The organism is Mesorhizobium qingshengii (assembly GCF_027563465.1).
In the GTDB taxonomy this organism is placed as follows: domain Bacteria; phylum Pseudomonadota; class Alphaproteobacteria; order Rhizobiales; family Rhizobiaceae; genus Mesorhizobium; species Mesorhizobium qingshengii_A.
Genome location: NZ_JAPFQA010000026.1, coordinates 1 through 18664, shown reverse-complemented (window position 1 = coordinate 18664; position 18664 = coordinate 1). Strand labels below are relative to the sequence as shown.

The following is an 18664-nucleotide window of genomic DNA, read 5'->3' as shown; positions in this document are numbered from 1 at the left end:
TCGTTCCGTTGCACTTCGGCTGGATATCCGCAACAGCATATTTCGATATGGAATCGTGATGCACTGAAAGGTCGATTGTGAACCGTCTCTATACAGATCTCCTGATCAAGATCATCGCCAATACCATCTACGGCTCCGGTTCGCAGGTGATGGATCCCTCGAAGGTCGGCCAGTCGACCCCGTTCAATCGCGAGGATCGGCTCAATGGCCGCGATTGGCCAACGGTTGCCCATTCCATGGCGGGCATCAAGCGCCTGACCAATCTGCGCGACCTCGTCCAGCGCGCCGTCGATGAGGACGTGCCCGGGGATTTCATCGAGACCGGCGTCTGGCGCGGCGGCTGCTGCATCCTCATGCGCGGCGTGCTGGCCGCCAACGGGGTCACGGACAGGAAGGTCTATGTCGCCGACTCGTTCGACGGTCTGCCGCCGCCGGACCCCGAGAATTTTCCCGCCGACCGGGGCGACAGGTTGCACGAGTTCCGCCAACTGGCGATCGACCAGGGGCAGGTTGAAGCGAATTTTGCCGCCTATGACCTGCTGGATGACCAGGTGGTCTTCGTCAAAGGCCTGTTCGGCGACACGCTGCCCGGCCTGAAAGCTGGTCCTTTCGCCCTGATCCGGCTGGACGGCGATCTGTACGAGTCGACGATGGACAGCCTCGAGGCGCTTTATCCAAGGCTGTCGCCAGGCGGTTTCGCGATCATCGATGACCTGGCGCTGCCGACCTGCCGGCAGGCGGTCGAGGATTACCGCGCACGCAACCACATCACCGCGCAGATGCACGAGATAGACTGGACGGGCGGTTGGTGGCAGAAGTCCGGCAACTGAGCCACGGAAGCGCGATAAAGGCAGAACCACGTGTCAGTCGTTGTTGTTGCGTACAACATTCCCCGAGAACTGTCCCGAACCCTGCTTTCACGCGGCGAAAGGGAGAAGATCGGCATGATCGACGGTGCGCGGATCGTGATGCCCGGGTGTGCGGAGGCATCCGCGCACCGAGCTGGGTTCATGAAATGCCGGCGCTAAGAGACCAACAAAACTGTCGCCCTCAGTCCTTCGCGCGCTCCACATAGGCCCCATCGGCCGTCATCACCACGACGCGGGTGCCGGGGGCGATGTGCGGCGGCACCAGCGTGCGCACGCCGTTGGAAAGCACGGCCGGCTTGTAGGACGACGAGGCCGTCTGCCCCTTTGTCGTCGGCTCGGTTTCCACCACTTCGAAGGTGGCGCGCTGCGGCAGCACCAAGGAAATCGCAATGCCGTTGTGCTGCGAGATCTGCACCGCCATGCCTTCCGACAGGTAGGGTGCCATGTCGCCGACCACGCTTTCCGACACCGCCACCTGGTCGTAGGTCTCCGGGTTCATGAAATGATAGCCTTCGCCGTCGCTGTAGAGGAAGGTGTGTTCGCGCTCCTCCACATAGGCGCGCTCCACCTGCTCGGTGGTGCGGTAGCGCTCCGAAACCTTCACTCCGTCGGCGATGCGGCGCATGTCGAGCTGCGTCACCGGCGTGCCCTTGCCAGGGTGGATGTTTTCGGCAAAGAGGATCACATAAAGCTTGCCGTCCTTATCGACGACGTTGCCTTTGCGTAGGGAACTGGCGATGACCTTCACCACGGTTTTTCATCCTGCAAGAGTTGACTGGCGTTTGCCGGCTTGTGCGGCGCTGGATGGGGGCCTAGCGCATCTTGGCGGGAACCGCCAGCCCCCAATGCGAACTGACGTGGGGCGAACTGACCTGCCTGCAATTCGGCGATGACCGCGGCTTCGCCCTGGTGGACGCCACACGTCCACGCCGACCGCCGCCCGCGGCTGATGCTGCGCAACGCCATCGCCACCAGCCTGCGCGACTGGTTCGCCCGCCACGACTTCGTCGAGGTGGAAACGGCGGCCCTGCAGGTCTCGCCCGGCAACGAGGCGCATCTGGCGGCTTTCGCCACCGAAGCGGTCGGGCCGGACGGCGCGCGGTCGCCGCTCTATCTCCATACATCGCCGGAATTCGCCTGCAAGAAGCTGCTCGCCGCCGGCGAACAGCGCATTTTCAGCCTCGGTCCGGTCTACCGCAACCGCGAGCGCGGCCCCTTGCACCATCCCGAATTCACCATGCTCGAATGGTACCGGGTGGGCGAGACCTATGAAAGCCTGATGCAGGATTGCGCCGCCCTTCTGGCGCTGGCCGCGACAAGGGCAGGGACGGCGCGCTTTTCCTTCCGTGGCCGCGATTGCGATCCGTTTGCAGAGCCAGAGCGGCTGACGGTGGCGGATGCCTTCACCCGCCATGCCGGTATAGACCTGCTGGCCACGGTCGCCGCCGACGGCGCCACCGATCGCGATACGCTGTACGCCGCCGTGACCGGGGCCGGCCTGCGCACCGCGCCCGATGACAGCTGGGCTGACCTGTTCAGCCGGGTGATGGTGGAAAAGGTCGAACCGTTCCTCGGGCAGGGGCGGACGACCATTCTGTGCGAATATCCGGTAGCAGAGGCGGCGTTGGCGCGGCCAAGCCCGCGCGATCCCCGCGTCGCCGAGCGCTTTGAACTTTATTGCTGCGGTGTCGAGCTCGCCAACGGCTTTGGCGAACTGACCGACGCCGGGGAGCAGCGCCGGCGTTTTGTCATCGAGATGGACGAGAAAGAGCGCATCTATGGCGAGCGCTATCCGCTGGACGAGGATTTTCTCGCCGCCCTTGCCATCATGCCGCAGGCCAGCGGCATCGCGCTCGGCTTCGACCGGCTGGTCATGCTGGCGACCGGTGCCCGGAAGATCGAGGATGTGATCTGGACGCCCGTGGCGGAGCCGTGAACCGATTAGCCACCGGCTTTGCCCTTGATCTGCCCACCAAGAAGCCGGCGCCGACACCTGCAATCGATCCACTGATTCCGGCCTTCGCCATTGCACAAGCCGAACCGGAACAATAGATGGGTGGCAGCGGCCGAGGCTGGCCGCACACCAGCAGGATCGCGCGCATGACCGATACATCAGACGCAGCAAAATTGACCGACCGTGTCGCGGCTTTGGTCGATGCTGCCAAAAAGGCTGGCGCCGATGCCGCCGACGCGGTGGCCGTGCGCGGCCGCTCGACCGGCGTGTCGGTGCGTCTTGGCAAGGTCGAGGGGACGGAATCGTCCGAGAGCGAGGACGTTGCACTGCGCGTCTTCGTCGGCGGCAGGGTGGCGAGTGTCTCGGCAACGGCCGCGTCTGACCCGAAAACGCTGGCCGAACGCGCGGTTGCCATGGCGAGGGTCTCGCCCGAGGATCCCTATCAAGGCCTTGCCGATCCGGCATTGCTGGCGAAACAGACACGCGATCTTGACCTGTTCGATGCCACCGAGGTGTCCGCCGACCAGTTGAAGGAAGCCGCACTTGCGGCGGAAGCTGCAGCCCTTGCCGTCAAGGGTGTGACCAATTCGGCTGGTGCCAGTGCCGGTGCCGGTCTGGGCGGTCTGGTGTTGGCCACTTCGCACGGCTTCCTTGGCCACTATGTCGGCTCGCGTTTCTCGCGCTCGGCCAGCGTCATTGCAGGCGAGGGCACCGGCATGGAACGTGACTATGAATTCTCCTCGCGCCAGCATTTTGCCGATCTCGAGGCGCCGGAGGATATCGGCCGCAAGGCCGGCGAACGCGCCGTGCGCCGCATCGGCGCGCGCAAGGCGGCGACCGGGCCGATCGACGTGATATTGGACCCGCGCGTCGCGCGCGGCATCGCCGGCCACCTCGCCGGCGCCATCAATGGCGCTTCCGTCGCGCGCAAGACATCGTTCCTGCGCGACATGATGGGCAAGCAGGTGGCCGCGTCGGCCATCACCGTCACCGACGAGCCGCTCAGGCGGCGTGGCCAGGCCTCGCGTCCCTTCGACGGCGAGGGCGTCGAGGGCGAGAAGCTGTTCATGGTCGAAAAGGGCGTGCTCAACCACTGGTTCCTGTCGACATCGGCCGCGCGGGAGCTGGGGCTCATCACCAACGGGCGAGGGGCGCGCAGCGGCTCCTCCGTCTCGCCGTCCTCCACCAATCTCGCCATCGAGCCGGGCGAGCGATCGCCGGAAGACCTGATCAAGTCGCTCAAGACCGGGTTCTATGTCACCGAAGTGTTCGGCCAGGGCGTCGACATGGTCACCGGCGAATACAGCCGTGGCGCCTCGGGCTTCTGGATCGAGAATGGTGAGCTGGCCTATCCGGTGGCCGAGGTAACGATCGCCTCGAACCTGAAGACCATGTTCCTCAACATGGTGCCGGCAATCGACCTCGACCGCAATTTCGGCACCGCGGCCCCCACGCTTCTGATCGAAGGCATGACCCTTGCCGGAGCATGACCTGACCACGGCCGGTGCCGTCGAGGATCTGCCGCTGCTGCGCGAAGCCGCCCGCGAGGCGGGTCTCATTGCCATGCGCTATTTCGGCAACAACCCGCAAGTCTGGTTGAAGGGCGGCACATCGCCGGTGAGCGAAGCCGATCATGCCGCCGACGCCTATCTGCGCGAGACGCTGCTTTCGGCACGGCCGGATTATGGCTGGCTGTCGGAAGAGACGGCCGACGATCCGGCGCGGCTTTCGGCGCGCCGCACCTTCGTCGTCGACCCGATCGACGGCACGCGCGGTTTCCTGGAAGGCCAGCGCACCTGGTGCGTCAGCGTTGCCGTCGTCGAGCAGGGCCGCACGCTTGCCGGCGTGCTGGAATGCCCCGCGACCGAAGAAACCTATTGGGCGCTGCCTGGTGAAGGCGCTTTCCGCAACGGCCAGTGCATTTCGGTACGCAAGCCGGCGGACATGGCCGAGATTTCCGGCCCGAAGCCGCTGATCGACCTGCTGCCGGACGAGTGGCTGGCCCGCTTGAAGCGAGCTCCCTACAGTCCTTCGCTGGCCTATCGGCTGGCCATGATCGCCAATGGCGCGCTTGACGCTACTTTCGTCAAGCCGAACGCCCATGACTGGGATATCGCCGCCGCCGATCTCATCCTGCGTGAGGCCGGCGGCCGGTTGCTCGACCGGCATGGCCGCGCGCCGCTCTATGCCGGTGAGGTGATCCGCCACGGTGCGCTCGCCGCCGGCAGCGGTGAATTGCTGGCCGTGCTCGCCGGCGTCATCGCCGGGCTGGATGCGTGAAAGCGTTTTCGAAGGTTCCAAAGTCGGCGGCTTTGGTCTAGACCTGTCACAAACTCACAATATGTGAAGGACCGACATGGCCGCGGAAGACGGAAAGAAACAGCTTTTGCATCTGGTGTTCGGCGGCGAACTGAAGAAGCTTGGCGGCACCGAGTTCCGCGACCTCGACGCGCTCGACATCGTCGGCGTCTATCCGGACTATCAAACCGCGCACACGGCGTGGAAGGCCAAGGCGCAAGCCAGCGTGGACAATGCCCACATGCGTTATTTCGTCGTGCATCTGCACCGTCTGCTCGACCCCGACAGCAAGGCTGCCGGTTGACTTCGATGGAGCATGACCTGGCGAAAGGGCCAGCCAGCGAGGCCGCGTCCACGGGCAGGGGCGGCAGCCGCACGACCAAGGCCTTCTGGCGCAAGATTCGCGAACCGCTTGCACAATCGCGATTCGTCAAGAACGCCATCGCCAGCCTGCTCGCCCAGTTCGTGCGGCTGGTTCGCATGACCAGCCCTCTGGTCGCCGGATCGGCACGCTTTTCGGGTGGCGCCTATGCCGAGTTCGAGCCCGGCATCATCGCGCTGTGGCATGGCCAGCATCTGCTGACGCCGGCCTACTATCCCAAGCGCAAGCCGTTGGTCGCCATGGTCTCGCGCAGCGCCGATGCCGAGCTCAACGCGCTGATGCTGGAGAAATTCGGCATCGAGGCGGTGCGCGGTTCCGGCGGGCGTGACAATGCCAGGCATCTCGACAAGGGCGGGGCAAAGGCGCTCATCGCCCTGAAAAAGTCGCTCGCGGCCGGCAAGAACGTCGCCATGATCGCAGACATTCCGCACGGCACGCCGCGTGACGCCGGGCTTGGCATCGTTCTCCTGGCACGCCTCTCCGGCCGGCCGCTGCTGCCTGTCGCCATCGCCACCAGCCGCCGCAAGGTGCTGGAGAAGAGCTGGGACAAGACCACCATCAACCTGCCATTCGGCCGTTCCGCCGTGACCATCGGCGCTCCGATCTTTGTGGCGGCGGACGCCGACGATGCCGAAATGGAGCGCAAGCGCCAGGAAGTCACCGCCGCGCTCAATGCCGCGACCGCCGAGGCCTACCGTCTCGTGGATGGTCCGCGATGAGCGGTCGCTGGGCGCGAGCCATGCTGACGGCATACCGTTTCGCCGGTGCCGCCGCCTATCCGCTGGTCGGCCCGTATGTCGCCTGGCGCACATCGCGCGGCAAGGAAGACCGCAACCGCCGCCGCGAGCGCTATGGCGTCGCCGGCCGCCCCCGCCCCGAGGGGCCGGTGATCTGGATCCACGCGGCGAGCGTCGGCGAGACCATAGCTGTCGTGCCGCTGGTCGAAAGCATTCTCGACTACGGCGTCAACATCGTGCTGACGACCGGCACGGTCACCTCGGCGCAGGTCGCCGATGAGCGGCTCGGCGATCGCATCATCCACCAGTACGTGCCGCTCGACCTCAAGCCGGCGGTCAGCCGGTTCCTCGATCATTGGCAGCCAGATCTGGCGATCATCGCCGAATCCGAGATCTGGCCGATGACCATCCTCGAGCTTGGCGCGCGCCGCGTGCCACAGGTGCTGGTCAATGGCAGGCTGTCCGACCGCTCGTTCACGTCGTGGAAGAAGCGTGCCAACATCGCCGAGGCGCTGTTTGAGAACCTCGCCCATGTCGTCGCCCAGTCGGACATCGACGGCGAGCGCTTCCGTTCGCTCGGCGCGCGGCCGGTCACCGTCTCGGGTAATCTCAAGGTCGATACCGCGCCGCCGCCCGTCGACGATCGGGCGCTGGCGACGCTGAGGCGGCAGATCGGCACCCGCCCGACCTGGGCCGCGATTTCGACGCATGACGGCGAGGAAGTGGTCGCAGCCGAGGTCCACGCCACGCTGCACAAGCGCCATCATGGTCTTCTGACGATCGTCGTTCCGCGCCATCCCGATCGTGCCGAGGCGCTTGCCGCGCAGATTTCCGGCATGGGCCTGAAGGTCGCGCGGCGCAGCAAGGGCGACAGGATCGTCGCCGACACCGACATATTGCTTGGCGATACGATCGGCGAGATGGGGCTCTATCTCAGGTTGACCGAAATCGCCTTTGTCGGCCGTTCGCTGACCTCGGAGGGTGGCCAGAACCCGCTGGAGCCGGCGATGCTCGACACGGCTGTTCTCGCCGGGCGCAATGTGCAGAATTTTCGGGAGGCCTATCAGCGCCTTATCGATAGCGGCGGCGCCAAGCTGGTGCGCGATCGCGACATGTTGGCTGGTGCCGTGCATTTCCTTCTGACAAATGAAGTGGCGCGCCACGAGATGATGGCGGCGGGAGCGGCGACCGTCGACGAGATGCGCGGCGCGCTGGCGCGCACGCTGAAATCGCTTGAGCCCTATATCCAGCCACTGGTCGTCAAGTCGCGCCTGAAGGGCGCGAACGGGCGCTAGCGTGGCTTCCGAAGCACCACCATTCTGGTGGGAAGAGCCGGACTGGCGCGTCCTGGCGCTGTCGCCGCTGTCGGCCGTCTACGCGCTCGTAGCCGGCCGCGGCATGCGGCGAGCCCGGCGCGAGAAGATCGAGGCGCCGGTCCTGTGCATCGGCAATTTCACGGTTGGCGGCACCGGCAAGACGCCGGTGGCGATCGCGCTCGCCGAGCAGGCCAAGCGCATGCAACTGAAACCCGGCTTCCTGTCGCGCGGCCATGGCGGCTCGTTCGCCGAGCCGCATGTCGTCGATGCCCATCACGACAGCGCAAGGCATGTCGGCGACGAGCCGCTGCTCCTGGCCGAACACGCGCCGGTGGCGGTGACGCCGCACCGTGCCGCCGGCGCCCGGCTGCTGCTGGAACGGCACGGCTGCGATTTCCTGATCATGGATGACGGTTTCCAGAGCGCGCGCATTCACATCGACTATGCGCTGGTCGTCGTCGATGCACGCTACGGGATCGGCAATGGTCGCGTCATTCCGGGCGGTCCGCTCAGGGCCAGGATCGTCGACCAACTGGTCTTCACCAGCGCTCTGTTGAAGATGGGCGAGGGCACCGCCGCCGACGCTGTCGTCCGCCAGGCGGCGCGCGCCGGCCGGCCGGTCTTCGAGGCTCATACGGAGCCGAGCAGCAAAAAGCGACTTGCCGGCAAGCGGTTCCTCGCCTTCGCCGGCATCGGCCATCCCGAGAAATTCTTCGACACGGTGCGAGAGGCCGGCGGCGAGTTGGCGCTGACGCGGCCGTTTCCAGATCATCATTTCTATGGCGAGGACGAGCTTGCCGAACTGGCGGCGACGGCGCATGCGGAAGGGCTCGGCCTCATCACCACGGCCAAGGACGCCGCCCGGCTGCGCCACGGCGCGTCAAGGGACTTTCTCGACAAGCTCGACGTGCTGGAAATCGACACCGTGTTCGAACTCGACAATGTGCCGGAACGCATCATCCACGAGACGTTGGATGCGTGGCGCCAGCGCAAGCTCAAAGGCTGATCAGCCTGTCGTCTTGAAGGGCGCAACCATTTTTTGCGGCAAACGAGATGCGGCAGGTCACCGCCGGCTGCGCAACTCCGGATGCACCTCGATCTCGCGGCGCAACGAGGCGGCGGCGTTGATATAGGGCTCTTGCCTTGCGACGCTCCAGTATTTCAGCTCATCGAGCGGAATGCTTTCGCCGGTCACCGCGCAGCGCACGAATGCGCCGGGGCTGGTAACCTGGAAGTCGCCATCAAGATAGCGGATACGGGCTTCCTTGCCGCCAGGGCCTTCGAAACGGTTCATCATGCAGGGACGCTGAGGTTCATGAGGATTTCATCGCCATAAATTGCCGGCAAGGTCAAGCTTGGCGCAATGCAGAACGGTTAATCACAGCCTGGAAACGGCTATAGTGGGGACAGAATGGACATTTCCTCTGCTCGTCTTGCCACCTTGCTCGGGCAAGCGATGACGCCGCAGACTGTCCCGCAGGCAAAGGCCGATCCGGTCAGGACGGCGCTGGTCAAGGCGCTGGTCCAGCCGCCGGCTCCGTCCCTGCTTGCGCAACAGACGGCACCGGCGCTGTTGGCTTTGCCGGCGGTGCCGATGGCCGTCAAATCGCAGCAGATCGCTTCGGCTGGGATTGTCGAGGCTTATCTGGCGGAGGTCGAGTCGAACGAAAGGGTGGCGCCGGCGCCGGTCGTCGCGAGAAAAGCGGCGCCCGAAGCCGAACCACAGCGAGGTGCGTTGCCGCCTTTGGCAACGGCCAATGATACCGCTCCCGCCGGAACTGCGGCGCTATCGTTGCTGGCGTTTGTTGCGCCACAGGCCCGCGTATCGCGTAACGGAGCCATCTCCGATGCATCGGCGGGGCCGAGCAAGCCGACCAACCAGACCCACGCCGCGCCGCCGCCGAATCACGAGCGCCTGCTGCTGAAGATCGCCTTTGTTTCGGCAACGACAGGATTGCTGGCAGCGGCGGCCTTCGGTCTGGCGATAAGGATCCTCAGCTAGCTCTCGGCTTCGATGAACGTCTCGATCCTGTCCGGCGTCAGTCCGGCCTCGTTCGCGATACGGCGGGCGAGATCCGCCGCCGCCGCACGTGGCCGTCCCATCGGCCGGTCGAGCCAGTAGGACACCGGATTGAGCGCGGTGCGCTCGTCGACGGCGATGATGCGGCCTGATTTCAGTTGATGCCCGGTCAAGGGCGGCCGCGCCAGCGCGATGCCGAGCCCATAGGCAGCGGCGTCGAGCACCAGATTGTAATCCTCAAAACGACGGTCCTGCGGGCGCGGGCGGTAATCCATGCCTTGCGCGGCGAACCAGGCACGCCATGCCGAGGCGTCGGAATCGTTGATCAGCGGAAATTTGAGCAACCGGGCAGGGTCGCCATGGCCGATCTCGCGCGCAAGTTCCGGCGAGGCGACAGGGAAGACATGTTCCTCGAAAAGCTGCACCGAGACGCGGCCCGGAATGCCGCCGCGCCCACAGCGGATCGACAGGTCGATGCCTTCATCGGCAAGGTCGGCCTGACGGATATCGACATCGAGCACGATGCGCAGCTTGGAGGGATTGTTCTCCAGCGCCGCCATGCGCGGCATCAGCCACAGGCCGCTGACCGAGGGGATCGAGGTCAGCCGCACCACGGCGGTGCCGCGCGGCTCGACCCAACGGTCCGAATGGCTCGATATCAGCGCGAAGGCTTCGGCCGTGCGCAGATGCAGCCTGTTGCCCTCGATCGTCAGCGAGACACCGCGCGCACCGCGATCGAACACCTTGAGCCCAAGCCAGTCCTCGAGCTTGGCGATCTGCCGGCTGATGGCGCCATGGGTGATGTTGAGCTTTTCCGCCGCCGCCGAAAAACTGCCAGTGCGTGCCGCCGCGTCGAAGGCACGCAAGGTTTCAAGCGGCAGCATCGTGTCCGAGCTGTGATCCATAGTCACAGGTGATCCTCGATTTGGTCGTTTGTCAACCAGGCCGAAAAGGCGTTTTCTGCATTTCACAGGCAAGAATGCGAGGACGGTGAGATGAGTGTGATGACCAGTGCGTTGAATCCGACACAACGGATGGACACCACGGCGGCCATCGCGGTGGCGCTGACGGTGGTTGGCTGGGCGTCCGCCTTTCCGGCGATCCGCGCCGGCCTGGCCGCCTTTGGGCCGCTGGAACTTGGCTCGCTACGCTTCGCCATCGCCGCGGTGCCGGCGGCGATCTTCCTGGCCATCAAGCGCCCGGCGCTGCCCAGGCTGGACGAGTTGTGGCGCCTCGCCGTCGGTGGCGCTATCTTTGTCGCGCTCTACACGGCGATGCTCAATTTCGGCGAACTGAGCGTTTCGGCCGGTGCCGCCGGCTTCATCATCAATGTCAGCCCGATCTTCACCGCCATCATGGCTATGGCACTGCTCGGCGAACGCTTTTCCGGCATGGCCTGGCTCGGCACGGCCATTTCCTTCGCCGGCATCGGCATTATCGCCGTGGCCGATGGCCATGGCCTGCACTTCAATGCCGGCGCGCTGCTGGTGCTCGGTTCCGCGCTCTGCTCAGCCGTCAACACCATCGTCCAGAAGCCGCTGTTTGCCCGCCACCACCCGCTGACCATCGCGGCCTCCAACATGGTGCTTGGGGCGCTCTGTCTGTCGCCCTTCCTGCCGAGCGGCCTGGCGCAGGCTGCGGTCGCCAACACCGCCGGCCTCGGCGCCGTCATCTATCTCGGCATCGTGCCGAGCCTGATCGCCTATGCCGCCTGGGCAACCGCGCTATCGCGTCTGCCGGCCGCACGTGCCTCCAACTTCCTCTATCTAGTTTCGCCCATGTCTGCCCTGATCGGCTTCTTCTGGCTGGGCGAAGTGCCGACCCTGCTCGGCATCCTCGGCGGCGCGCTGGCGCTGGGTGGTGTGATCGTGGTCAATTTGAAGCGATAAAACAAAAGGCTGGAGCCATTTCCGGACTCAAAATGTCGGCCCGCCCCCGCTGTGATACAGACACGCGCCAGGCGCGCGGCTATGGTGAGCCGCTTTCGTAAAGCGCGGCGGGGTCGGGATGGCAATACGGTTCATATTCGCTATTTTTTGCGTGCTGCTGCTAAGCGGGAACGCGTTCGCGGGTTGGTATCACGTGGAAAATTACGAAGGGACGATCGGCTCTCAACCCGTTCATGTGTCGCTTCAGACATATGACAGTTTCGGCAGCGGCATAACGGTCGAGGGAAGTTACTTCTACGACGCCAAGCAAAGCCCCATAGCGGTGTACGGCAAGCTCAACGGCACCGCGCTCGTACTCTGCGAGATCTCGGGCAAGAAGGAATTCGACCGGATATTGGTGATGGGATCAAAGACTCCAGTCGACACCACCGGATGCCCGTTTTCCCTCGACATGGCTGAAGGCGACGCCACTGGCACTTGGAGCAAAGGAACAGATACATATCCCGTCACTCTCAAGAAGGTCGCGAGCCTGGACGATACGGGCGACACAAAAATCGACGGGGCCGTAGAAATTCCCTTCTGGGCCGAAACAGCAGCCGACAGGTTTGCCGGTATTTACACGAACACCGACTCAGGCACTTGCATGGCAAAAATGCAGGTCATCAAAAAGAGCAGCAGGAAGGTCGTTCAGGAGATCGCCTTTGATGACGATGGCTGCAACGCCGGTATGCTGATGACGTCCATCTATGAGAACGTCCAGAAGTGGGTCGAGGGAGGCAAGGACATCATTTCGGTGAATTTTCGAGGTGGCGGCGCCGGATACACATTGGAATACGTTTTCAATCGTCCCACCAGGAAATACCAGCAAAAGAAATGACGCGAGACGTCCAGTTTTGCTCTTGGCCGGTGGACCGCCAACCTATCGCCGGCCAAACAGCCTCTCGATATCCGCCAGCTTGAGTTCGATATAGGTCGGGCGGCCGTGGTTGCAGGTGCCGGAGCCGGGCGTCGCCTCCATCTGGCGCAGCAGCCCATTCATCTCCTCGGCCTTGAGCAGCCTGCCGGATCGGACCGAGCCGTGGCAGGCCATGGTCGCGGCTATTCTGTCCAGCCGTTCCTTCAGCGTGTCGACCGTGTCGTTGTCGGCGATCTCGTCGGCGAGGTCGCGCACCAGTTGCTGGACATTGGTCTCACCCAGCATCGATGGCGTCTCGCGCACCGCGACGGCGCCTGGGCCGAAACGCTCGATGCCGAGGCCGAAGCGGGCCAGCGTCTCGGAATGCGTGGCGAGCCGCTCTGCATCCTCTTCCGGCAGGTCGATGATCTCCGGCAGAAGCAGCATCTGCGACGGCACTGGTCGGGAATGCAGTGCGTTCTTCAGCGCCTCGTAGACCAGCCGCTCATGCGCCGCATGCTGGTCGACGATGACGAGCGAATCCCTGGTTTGCGCGACGATGTAGTTCTCATGCACCTGCGCGCGCGCGGCACCCAGCACCGCGCCAAGCAGCGTCTCGGCCGCTTCGCTCTGCCCGGCGCGCGCGTCGGCACTGGCAAGCGGGCCAGCATCGAACGCTGCCTGTTCGTTTTCGTCAAAGCCGCCTCTGGCAAAGCCCGTCTCTTCAAATCCCATGTCGAGAGGGCGCTGGGATGAACGGGCGGGATCGAAGCCGGCCGAGCCGGAGGCGCGGTGCGCTGCCTCGTAGCCGCGATGGCCGTTTGCCGGGCCGCCGTGGCCGTAGGATGCGGCGCCTGGCCGGAACGCCGACATCATGCCGGCAGCACCCGTGGTGGCGGCGCGGATGCCGGCATCGGCCAGCGCCTGGCGGACGGAACCGACTATCAGCCCGCGTACCAGTCCGGGATCGCGGAAACGCACGTCCGCCTTGGCCGGATGGACATTGACGTCGACGATGGCCGGATCAAGCGTCAGGAACAGCACCGTCATCGCGTGGCGGTCGCGCGGTAGCACGTCGGCGAAGGCGCCGCGAATGGCGCCGGCGATGAGCTTGTCGCGCACCGGCCGGCCATTGACATAGGCATATTGCTGCAACGCGTTGGCGCGGGTGAAGGACGGGATCGAGACATGCCCTGTCAGATGCACGCCTTCGCGCATCGCGTCGATGGCAATCGAATTGTCGGGAAAGTCGGCGCCCATCACCTGGGCGACGCGGCGCAGTCTGCCTTCCGGAGTGTCGTCGGTCGCCGGCAATTCCAGCGTCGAGCGATCCGAGCCTGCCAGCGTGAACCGCACGGCGGGGAAGGCGATGGCGATGCGCTTGACCACATCGCTGGTTGCCGAGCTTTCGGCGCGTTCGCCCTTCATGAATTTGAGCCGGGCGGGCGTGGCGAAGAACAGGTCGCGCACCTCGACCGTGGTGCCGCGATTGGCCGCCGCCGGCCTGACGGCCGAAACGCGGCCACCCTCGATACCGATCTCGGCCGCACTGTCACCTGTTGCCGTGCGCGAGCGGATCGACAGCCGCGACACCGAACCGATCGACGGCAGCGCTTCGCCGCGGAAGCCGAGCGAGCGGATGTCGTGAATGTTCTCGGTGAGCTTGGAGGTGCAGTGGCGCGCGATGGCCAGCGCCAGCTCCTGCTCGGCGATGCCGGAGCCGTCGTCGGTGACGCGGATAAGGTTCAGCCCGCCGCCAGCGGTAACGACCTCGACTCGGTTTGCGCCGGCATCAAGCGCGTTCTCGACCAGTTCCTTGACCACGCTTGCCGGACGCTCGATGACTTCGCCGGCGGCGATCTGGTTGATCATCGTTTCGGAAAGCTGGCGAATGGGCATACGAACACTATAGGCGGATTCGGGTCGCGCGGGAGGGGCAGAATTGCGCTAGCGGTGGATCAGTGAAAACGATCTATGCCTGCGCCACCAGCCAATCCCTTACCTTGCGAGCATTGTCGCTGAGCTCGCGGTTCTTCGGCCAGATGACGTAGAATCCGATGCCGGTCCTCAGCACATGATCCGTCACCGGCACCAACAGTCCTGATGCCACGAGACGCTCGACCAGATGCCGCCAGCCGAGCGAGATGCCTTGTCCTTCCATAACCGCCTGAATCACCAAGGCATAGTCATTGATGCGCAAGCCGCGCTCGGCATTACGGAGGCTGGTTCCTGCGGACGCGAACCATTCGTCCCAGTTCGGGGCCTCGCGGTAGGGCTCCTCGAGATGGATGAGTCGGTGCGTTGCCAGTTCCTCGACGGTCTTCGGCAACCCAAACTTCGCCAGATAGTTGGGACCTGCGACCGGGAAGATCTCCTCGTCAGAGAGCGACAGCGAATGATAGTCCGGCCAGTCGCGCGGCACGCCGCCGCGCACGCCGAGCGGAATCCCTTCCGCGATGATGTCGAGATCGCGGTCGGCGGTTTGGATGCGTAGATCAACGCCAGGCAGTTCGTCGCGGAATTGCTGCAGGCGCGGCATCATCCAGAAGGAGCCGAAGGCGGTCGAGGCAGCAAGCGTCACGTGGCCGCCGGTCGCCTGCAGGCGCAGATCCTCCGCCGACTTGCGGATATGCGAAAGGCCGAGCGAGACGTCGGCGTGGAAACGCTCGCCGGCCTCGGTCAGGATGACCTGGCGGTGGCGGCGCTGGAACAGCTTGGCGCCGAGCTGTTCTTCCAGTCCGCGCACGGCGTAGGACACGGCCGCCTGCGTCATGCCGAGCTCGCGCCCGGCGGCGGTGAAGCTCGACAGTCGTCCGGCCGCCTCGAAGACGATCAGGCTGCCAGCGGAGGGTAGTAGGTGGCGTAGGTTTCGCATAAGCTCAGCTTATACAAGCGATCAGGATTTTCCAGCGTCACAGCTGCATTTTGTCTCGCTAGATTGACGGCCTCTGGGAGGATGGAGTTTCCATGAACGCACCGGCCGTTGAAGTGACCGAACCTGCCAACCGTCGAGCGGGTGGCCGCCTGGGGCGCAAGGTGCTGCGGGGAATTCCCATGGCGTCGTTTCCGACTCTGGTCCGCAAGATCCCTGTGTATGAGATGGTCCCGGATGAGGCGGTGGAACTGATCCACCAGGAGTCGCTCAGCATCCTCGAAGAGGTGGGATGCGAGTTCCGCGACGACGAGGCCATTGCACTTTGGAAAGCGGCGGGAGCCGATGTTTCGGACACCAGAGTCCGGATCGACCGTGCCCTCCTGATGGAGCTGGTATCGAAGGTCCCGTCGGAATTCACGCTCAATGCGAGGAATCCACAGCGTTCGGTGCAGGTAGGCGGCAACAACTCGATCTTCGTGCCGATGTACGGCGCGCCTTACGTGCGCGACCTCGACAACAACAGGCGCTATGGCACGCTCGCCGACCTGCAGAACTTCCACAAGCTTTCCTACATGGCGCCGGCGCTGCACTCTTCGAGTTCGGTCATTTGCGAGCCGATGGAAATTGCGGTGCCGAAGCGTCACCTCCACATCATCCATTCAGCGTTGAAGCACTCCGACAAGCCGTTCATGGGCATCGTGACGTCCAAGGAGCGAGCCGAAGACACGATGGCCATGGCAGGCATCGTGTTCGGCGAGGACTATGTCCGAGACAATCCGGTGCTGGTGTCGATCACCAACTGCAATTCACCGCTGGTGTGGGACGCCACCATGCTGGACGCGATGAAGGTCTATGCGCGCCACAACCAGCCGCTCATCCTGGCGCCCTTCGCGCTGTGCGGCGCCTCGACTTCGGCCTCCGCCGTGGGTGCGGTCGCGCAGGTCAATGCCGAGGCGCTGGCGGGCGTCGCCTTCACACAGCTGCTGCGTCCGGGTTCGCCGCAGCTCTACGGCCAGTTCATGGTCACGGTGGACATGAAGACCGGCGCTCCGATGGGCGGCACGCCGGAGGCGGCCCAGATGATGTATCTGATGGGAGCACTGGCACGGAAATACCGGCTGCCGTGGCGCACTTCGGGCTTCCATGTCGGGTCGAAGCTGAATGACGCCCAGGCCGGCTACGAGTCGAACATGCTGATGCATGCCGCGATCCTGTCCGGCGCCAACTACATCTGGCACTCCGCCGGGTGGCTCGAGGCCGGCCTGACCTGCGGCTATTCAAAATTCGCGACGGACTGCGAACAGCTTGTCGGCTGGTACAAGTATGCGGGCGGGCTGCCGTTCGACGATTTCAAGGAGGCCATGGCGGCGATCCGCGAGGTGGGGCCTCAGGGCCATTTCCTCGGCACCCAGCACACGCTCGAACATTTCGAGTCGGCCTTCTTCATGCCCACCATCATGGACTTCAACTCGTTCGAACAGTGGAAGGCTGAAGGCGCAAAGGACCACGACACCCGCGGCCGCGAAAAAGCGCGCAACATGCTCGCGGATTATGAAGAGCCGAAGCTCGATGAGGGTATCGCGGAGGGGCTGAAGGATTTCATTGCGCGGCGCGAGGAGGCGCTGCCAAACAGCGTCAGCTGACGCGACGGACGAACAACTAACGGGAACAAAAAGGGAGAAAAAAATGACATTCTTCAGAAGCAATGGCGACCGCGTGCCGGGCGCTATCGAGGCAATGGCGAAAGAGACGCGTGCAGGTCGTATGGACCGGCGGGAATTCCTGGCGCTGGCCAGCGCCTTCGGCGCCTCGACGGCTTTCGCCTACGGTATGATTGGCCTTGCCGCGCCGACAAAAGCCCTGGCCGACGAACCGAAAAAGGGTGGAACGCTGCATGTCGCGATGTCGGTCAAGGCGCAGAAGGATCCGCGCACCTATGACTGGACCGAGATGGCAAACGTCACTCGTTGTTGGCTGGAGCCGCTCGTCCGCTACACGCACCAGTTCACTTTCGAGCCGGTCCTGCTCGAAAGCTGGGACGTCAATGACGACGCCACCGAATACACACTGCATCTGCGCAAGGGCATCACCTGGAACAATGGCGATGCCTTCAACGCCGATGACGTGGTCGCCAATCTGAATCGCTGGTGCGAGAAGGGCGCTTCCGGTAATTCCATGGCGGCACGCGTCGGCGCGCTGATCGACACAAAGACCGGCAAGGCCAAAGATGGCGCTATCACCAAGGTCGATGACCACACGGTCAAGCTGAAGCTGTCCGAACCCGACATCGCGATCATACCGGGCTTCACCGACTATCCGGCGCTGGTCGTGCACCGCGACTTCGACAAGGATGGCGCAGACCCGCTCAAGAAGCCAATCGGTACCGGACCTTTCGAATTGGTGTCCTATGCAGTGGGTTCGAAGGCGGTCGTCAAGCGTCGCGAGAACGGCAAGTGGTGGGGTGGTGAAACGCCGCTCGACGGTGTCGAGTTCATCGACTACGGCACCGACTTCAACGCCACGCTGAATGCCTTCGAATCCGGCGAGATCGACCTCGATTTCGAAACGCCGGCCGACTTCATCGACGCCCTTGACAAGATGGATCTGGTGAAATCGGAGGTCGCGACGGCGACCACGCTCGTTGCCCGCACCAACATCACCCACAAGCCCTATGATGATCAGCGGGTGCGCAATGCGCTGCAGATGGCCGTGGACAACAATGCCGTCATGCAGCTCGGCTACGCCGGGCTCGGCACAGTCGGCGAGAACCACCACGTCGCCCCGATCCATCCCGAATACTATCCGCTGCCCAAGAAGACACGCGATGCCGCCGCCGCCAAGAAGCTGATGGCGGATGCCGGGCAAGCCGACTTCGAGCACGAGCTAATCACAGTCGAGGACGAATGGCAGAAGAACACCGGCGATGCGATCGCCGGCCAATTGCGAGATGCCGGCATCAAGGTGAAGCGTACGGTGCTGCCGGGCTCGACCTTCTGGAACGACTGGACGAAGTATCCGTACTCGATGACCATCTGGTACATGCGGCCCCTCGGCGTCCAGGTGCTGGCGCTCGGCTATCGCTCGGGTGAAGCCTGGAACGAAACGGCCTATGCCAACCCGGATTTCGACGCCAAGCTGAAGCAGGCGCTTTCGCTGGCGGATCCTGCCAAGCGCAAGGAGGTCATGAAGGACGTCGAGCAGATCCTGCAGGATTCCGGCGTCATCGTCCAGCCGTTCTGGCAGAAGCTCTACTGCCACATGAGCAAGAAGGTGAAGAACTACGGAATGCACCAGACCTACGAAATGGACTTCCAGAACGTTTGGCTCGACGCCTGATTTAACTCCCGAGACTTGCAAGCAACCACCGCCGGCACCTATGACAAAAGGTGCCGGCGCCCGTAAATCACCGACAAGCAATTGGCGTAGGCA

18 protein-coding genes are annotated in these 18664 nt (G+C 64.1%); 13 read left to right on the top strand and 5 right to left on the bottom strand.

Annotated elements, in window-relative coordinates; translation table 11 throughout:
* Window positions 1–77: 77 nt before the first annotated feature.
* Window positions 78–830 (top strand): TylF/MycF/NovP-related O-methyltransferase, encoded by a 753-nt coding sequence (locus tag OOJ09_RS29795; protein WP_269908634.1) that lies wholly within the window; start codon window positions 78–80, stop codon window positions 828–830.
* Between the two features lie 220 nt (window positions 831–1050).
* Here OOJ09_RS29795 and efp read toward each other — a convergent pair whose 3' ends face one another.
* Window positions 1051–1620 carry an elongation factor P gene (gene efp, locus OOJ09_RS29790; protein WP_091577433.1) on the bottom strand — a complete coding sequence of 190 codons (570 nt, stop codon included), beginning with the start codon at window positions 1618–1620 and terminating at the stop codon, window positions 1051–1053.
* A gap of 138 nt (window positions 1621–1758) precedes the next feature.
* On the opposite strand from efp, the gene epmA reads away from it, so the two are divergent.
* The 7 genes from epmA (at window position 1759) to lpxK (ending at window position 8562) form a co-directional block, all read left to right on the top strand.
* The gene (gene epmA, locus OOJ09_RS29785; RefSeq protein ID WP_269908633.1) at window positions 1759–2805 is read left to right on the top strand and encodes an EF-P lysine aminoacylase EpmA; all 1047 of its coding nucleotides are present in this window, start codon (window positions 1759–1761) and stop codon (window positions 2803–2805) included.
* Between the two features lie 164 nt (window positions 2806–2969).
* Window positions 2970–4313: a TldD/PmbA family protein gene (locus OOJ09_RS29780; RefSeq protein WP_269908632.1), complete on the top strand. Its 1344-nt coding sequence runs from the start codon at window positions 2970–2972 to the stop codon at window positions 4311–4313.
* Complete coding sequence (locus OOJ09_RS29775; RefSeq protein WP_269908631.1) at window positions 4300–5103, top strand: 3'(2'),5'-bisphosphate nucleotidase CysQ; 804 nt, start codon at window positions 4300–4302, stop codon at window positions 5101–5103. Before OOJ09_RS29780 ends, OOJ09_RS29775 begins: the two co-directional genes overlap by 14 nt.
* Before the next feature lie 76 nt (window positions 5104–5179).
* Window positions 5180–5425: a DUF4170 domain-containing protein gene (locus tag OOJ09_RS29770; protein ID WP_137929775.1), complete on the top strand. Its 246-nt coding sequence runs from the start codon at window positions 5180–5182 to the stop codon at window positions 5423–5425.
* 5 nt (window positions 5426–5430) lie between these two features.
* Entirely contained in the window at window positions 5431–6222 is a 792-nt protein-coding gene (locus tag OOJ09_RS29765) for a lysophospholipid acyltransferase family protein (RefSeq protein WP_269908630.1), read from the top strand.
* The gene (waaA, locus tag OOJ09_RS29760) at window positions 6219–7535 is read left to right on the top strand and encodes a lipid IV(A) 3-deoxy-D-manno-octulosonic acid transferase (protein WP_269908629.1); all 1317 of its coding nucleotides are present in this window, start codon (window positions 6219–6221) and stop codon (window positions 7533–7535) included. Before OOJ09_RS29765 ends, waaA begins: the two co-directional genes overlap by 4 nt.
* 1 nt (window position 7536) lies before the next feature.
* A complete protein-coding gene (lpxK, locus tag OOJ09_RS29755; protein WP_269908628.1) occupies window positions 7537–8562 on the top strand; it encodes a tetraacyldisaccharide 4'-kinase in 1026 nt (341 codons plus the stop codon).
* Between the two features lie 57 nt (window positions 8563–8619).
* Here lpxK and OOJ09_RS29750 read toward each other — a convergent pair whose 3' ends face one another.
* On the bottom strand, window positions 8620–8853 hold the full coding sequence (locus tag OOJ09_RS29750) for a DUF2093 domain-containing protein (protein ID WP_269908627.1): 234 nt from the start codon (window positions 8851–8853) through the stop codon (window positions 8620–8622).
* 114 nt (window positions 8854–8967) lie between these two features.
* Between OOJ09_RS29750 and OOJ09_RS29745 the strand changes: the two genes are divergently transcribed.
* The gene (locus tag OOJ09_RS29745) at window positions 8968–9558 is read left to right on the top strand and encodes a hypothetical protein (RefSeq protein WP_269908626.1); all 591 of its coding nucleotides are present in this window, start codon (window positions 8968–8970) and stop codon (window positions 9556–9558) included.
* Here OOJ09_RS29745 and OOJ09_RS29740 read toward each other — a convergent pair.
* Window positions 9555–10481 carry a LysR family transcriptional regulator gene (locus OOJ09_RS29740; RefSeq protein ID WP_269908625.1) on the bottom strand — a complete coding sequence of 309 codons (927 nt, stop codon included), beginning with the start codon at window positions 10479–10481 and terminating at the stop codon, window positions 9555–9557. The genes OOJ09_RS29745 and OOJ09_RS29740 overlap by 4 nt on opposite strands.
* A gap of 90 nt (window positions 10482–10571) precedes the next feature.
* On the opposite strand from OOJ09_RS29740, the gene OOJ09_RS29735 reads away from it, so the two are divergent.
* Both OOJ09_RS29735 and OOJ09_RS29730 read left to right on the top strand, forming a co-directional pair.
* Complete coding sequence (locus tag OOJ09_RS29735; protein ID WP_269908624.1) at window positions 10572–11465, top strand: DMT family transporter; 894 nt, start codon at window positions 10572–10574, stop codon at window positions 11463–11465.
* 118 nt (window positions 11466–11583) lie between these two features.
* Complete coding sequence (locus OOJ09_RS29730; protein WP_269908623.1) at window positions 11584–12342, top strand: hypothetical protein; 759 nt, start codon at window positions 11584–11586, stop codon at window positions 12340–12342.
* Window positions 12343–12384: 42 nt separating this feature from the next.
* Here OOJ09_RS29730 and mutL read toward each other — a convergent pair whose 3' ends face one another.
* Both mutL and OOJ09_RS29720 read right to left on the bottom strand, forming a co-directional pair.
* Window positions 12385–14259 (bottom strand): DNA mismatch repair endonuclease MutL, encoded by a 1875-nt coding sequence (mutL, locus tag OOJ09_RS29725; RefSeq protein ID WP_269908622.1) that lies wholly within the window; start codon window positions 14257–14259, stop codon window positions 12385–12387.
* 73 nt (window positions 14260–14332) lie between these two features.
* Window positions 14333–15235, bottom strand: a complete 903-nt coding sequence (locus OOJ09_RS29720) for a LysR substrate-binding domain-containing protein (protein ID WP_269908621.1) — start codon at window positions 15233–15235, stop codon at window positions 14333–14335.
* A 92-nt stretch (window positions 15236–15327) separates the two neighbouring features.
* Here OOJ09_RS29720 and OOJ09_RS29715 point away from each other — a divergent pair, with 92 nt between their 5' ends.
* Window positions 15328–16878, top strand: coding sequence for a trimethylamine methyltransferase family protein (locus OOJ09_RS29715; protein WP_269908620.1), 1551 nt, complete (start codon window positions 15328–15330; stop codon window positions 16876–16878).
* Window positions 16879–16921: 43 nt separating this feature from the next.
* Entirely contained in the window at window positions 16922–18571 is a 1650-nt protein-coding gene (locus tag OOJ09_RS29710) for an ABC transporter substrate-binding protein (RefSeq protein ID WP_269908619.1), read from the top strand.
* The last annotated feature ends 93 nt before the right edge of the window (window positions 18572–18664 follow it).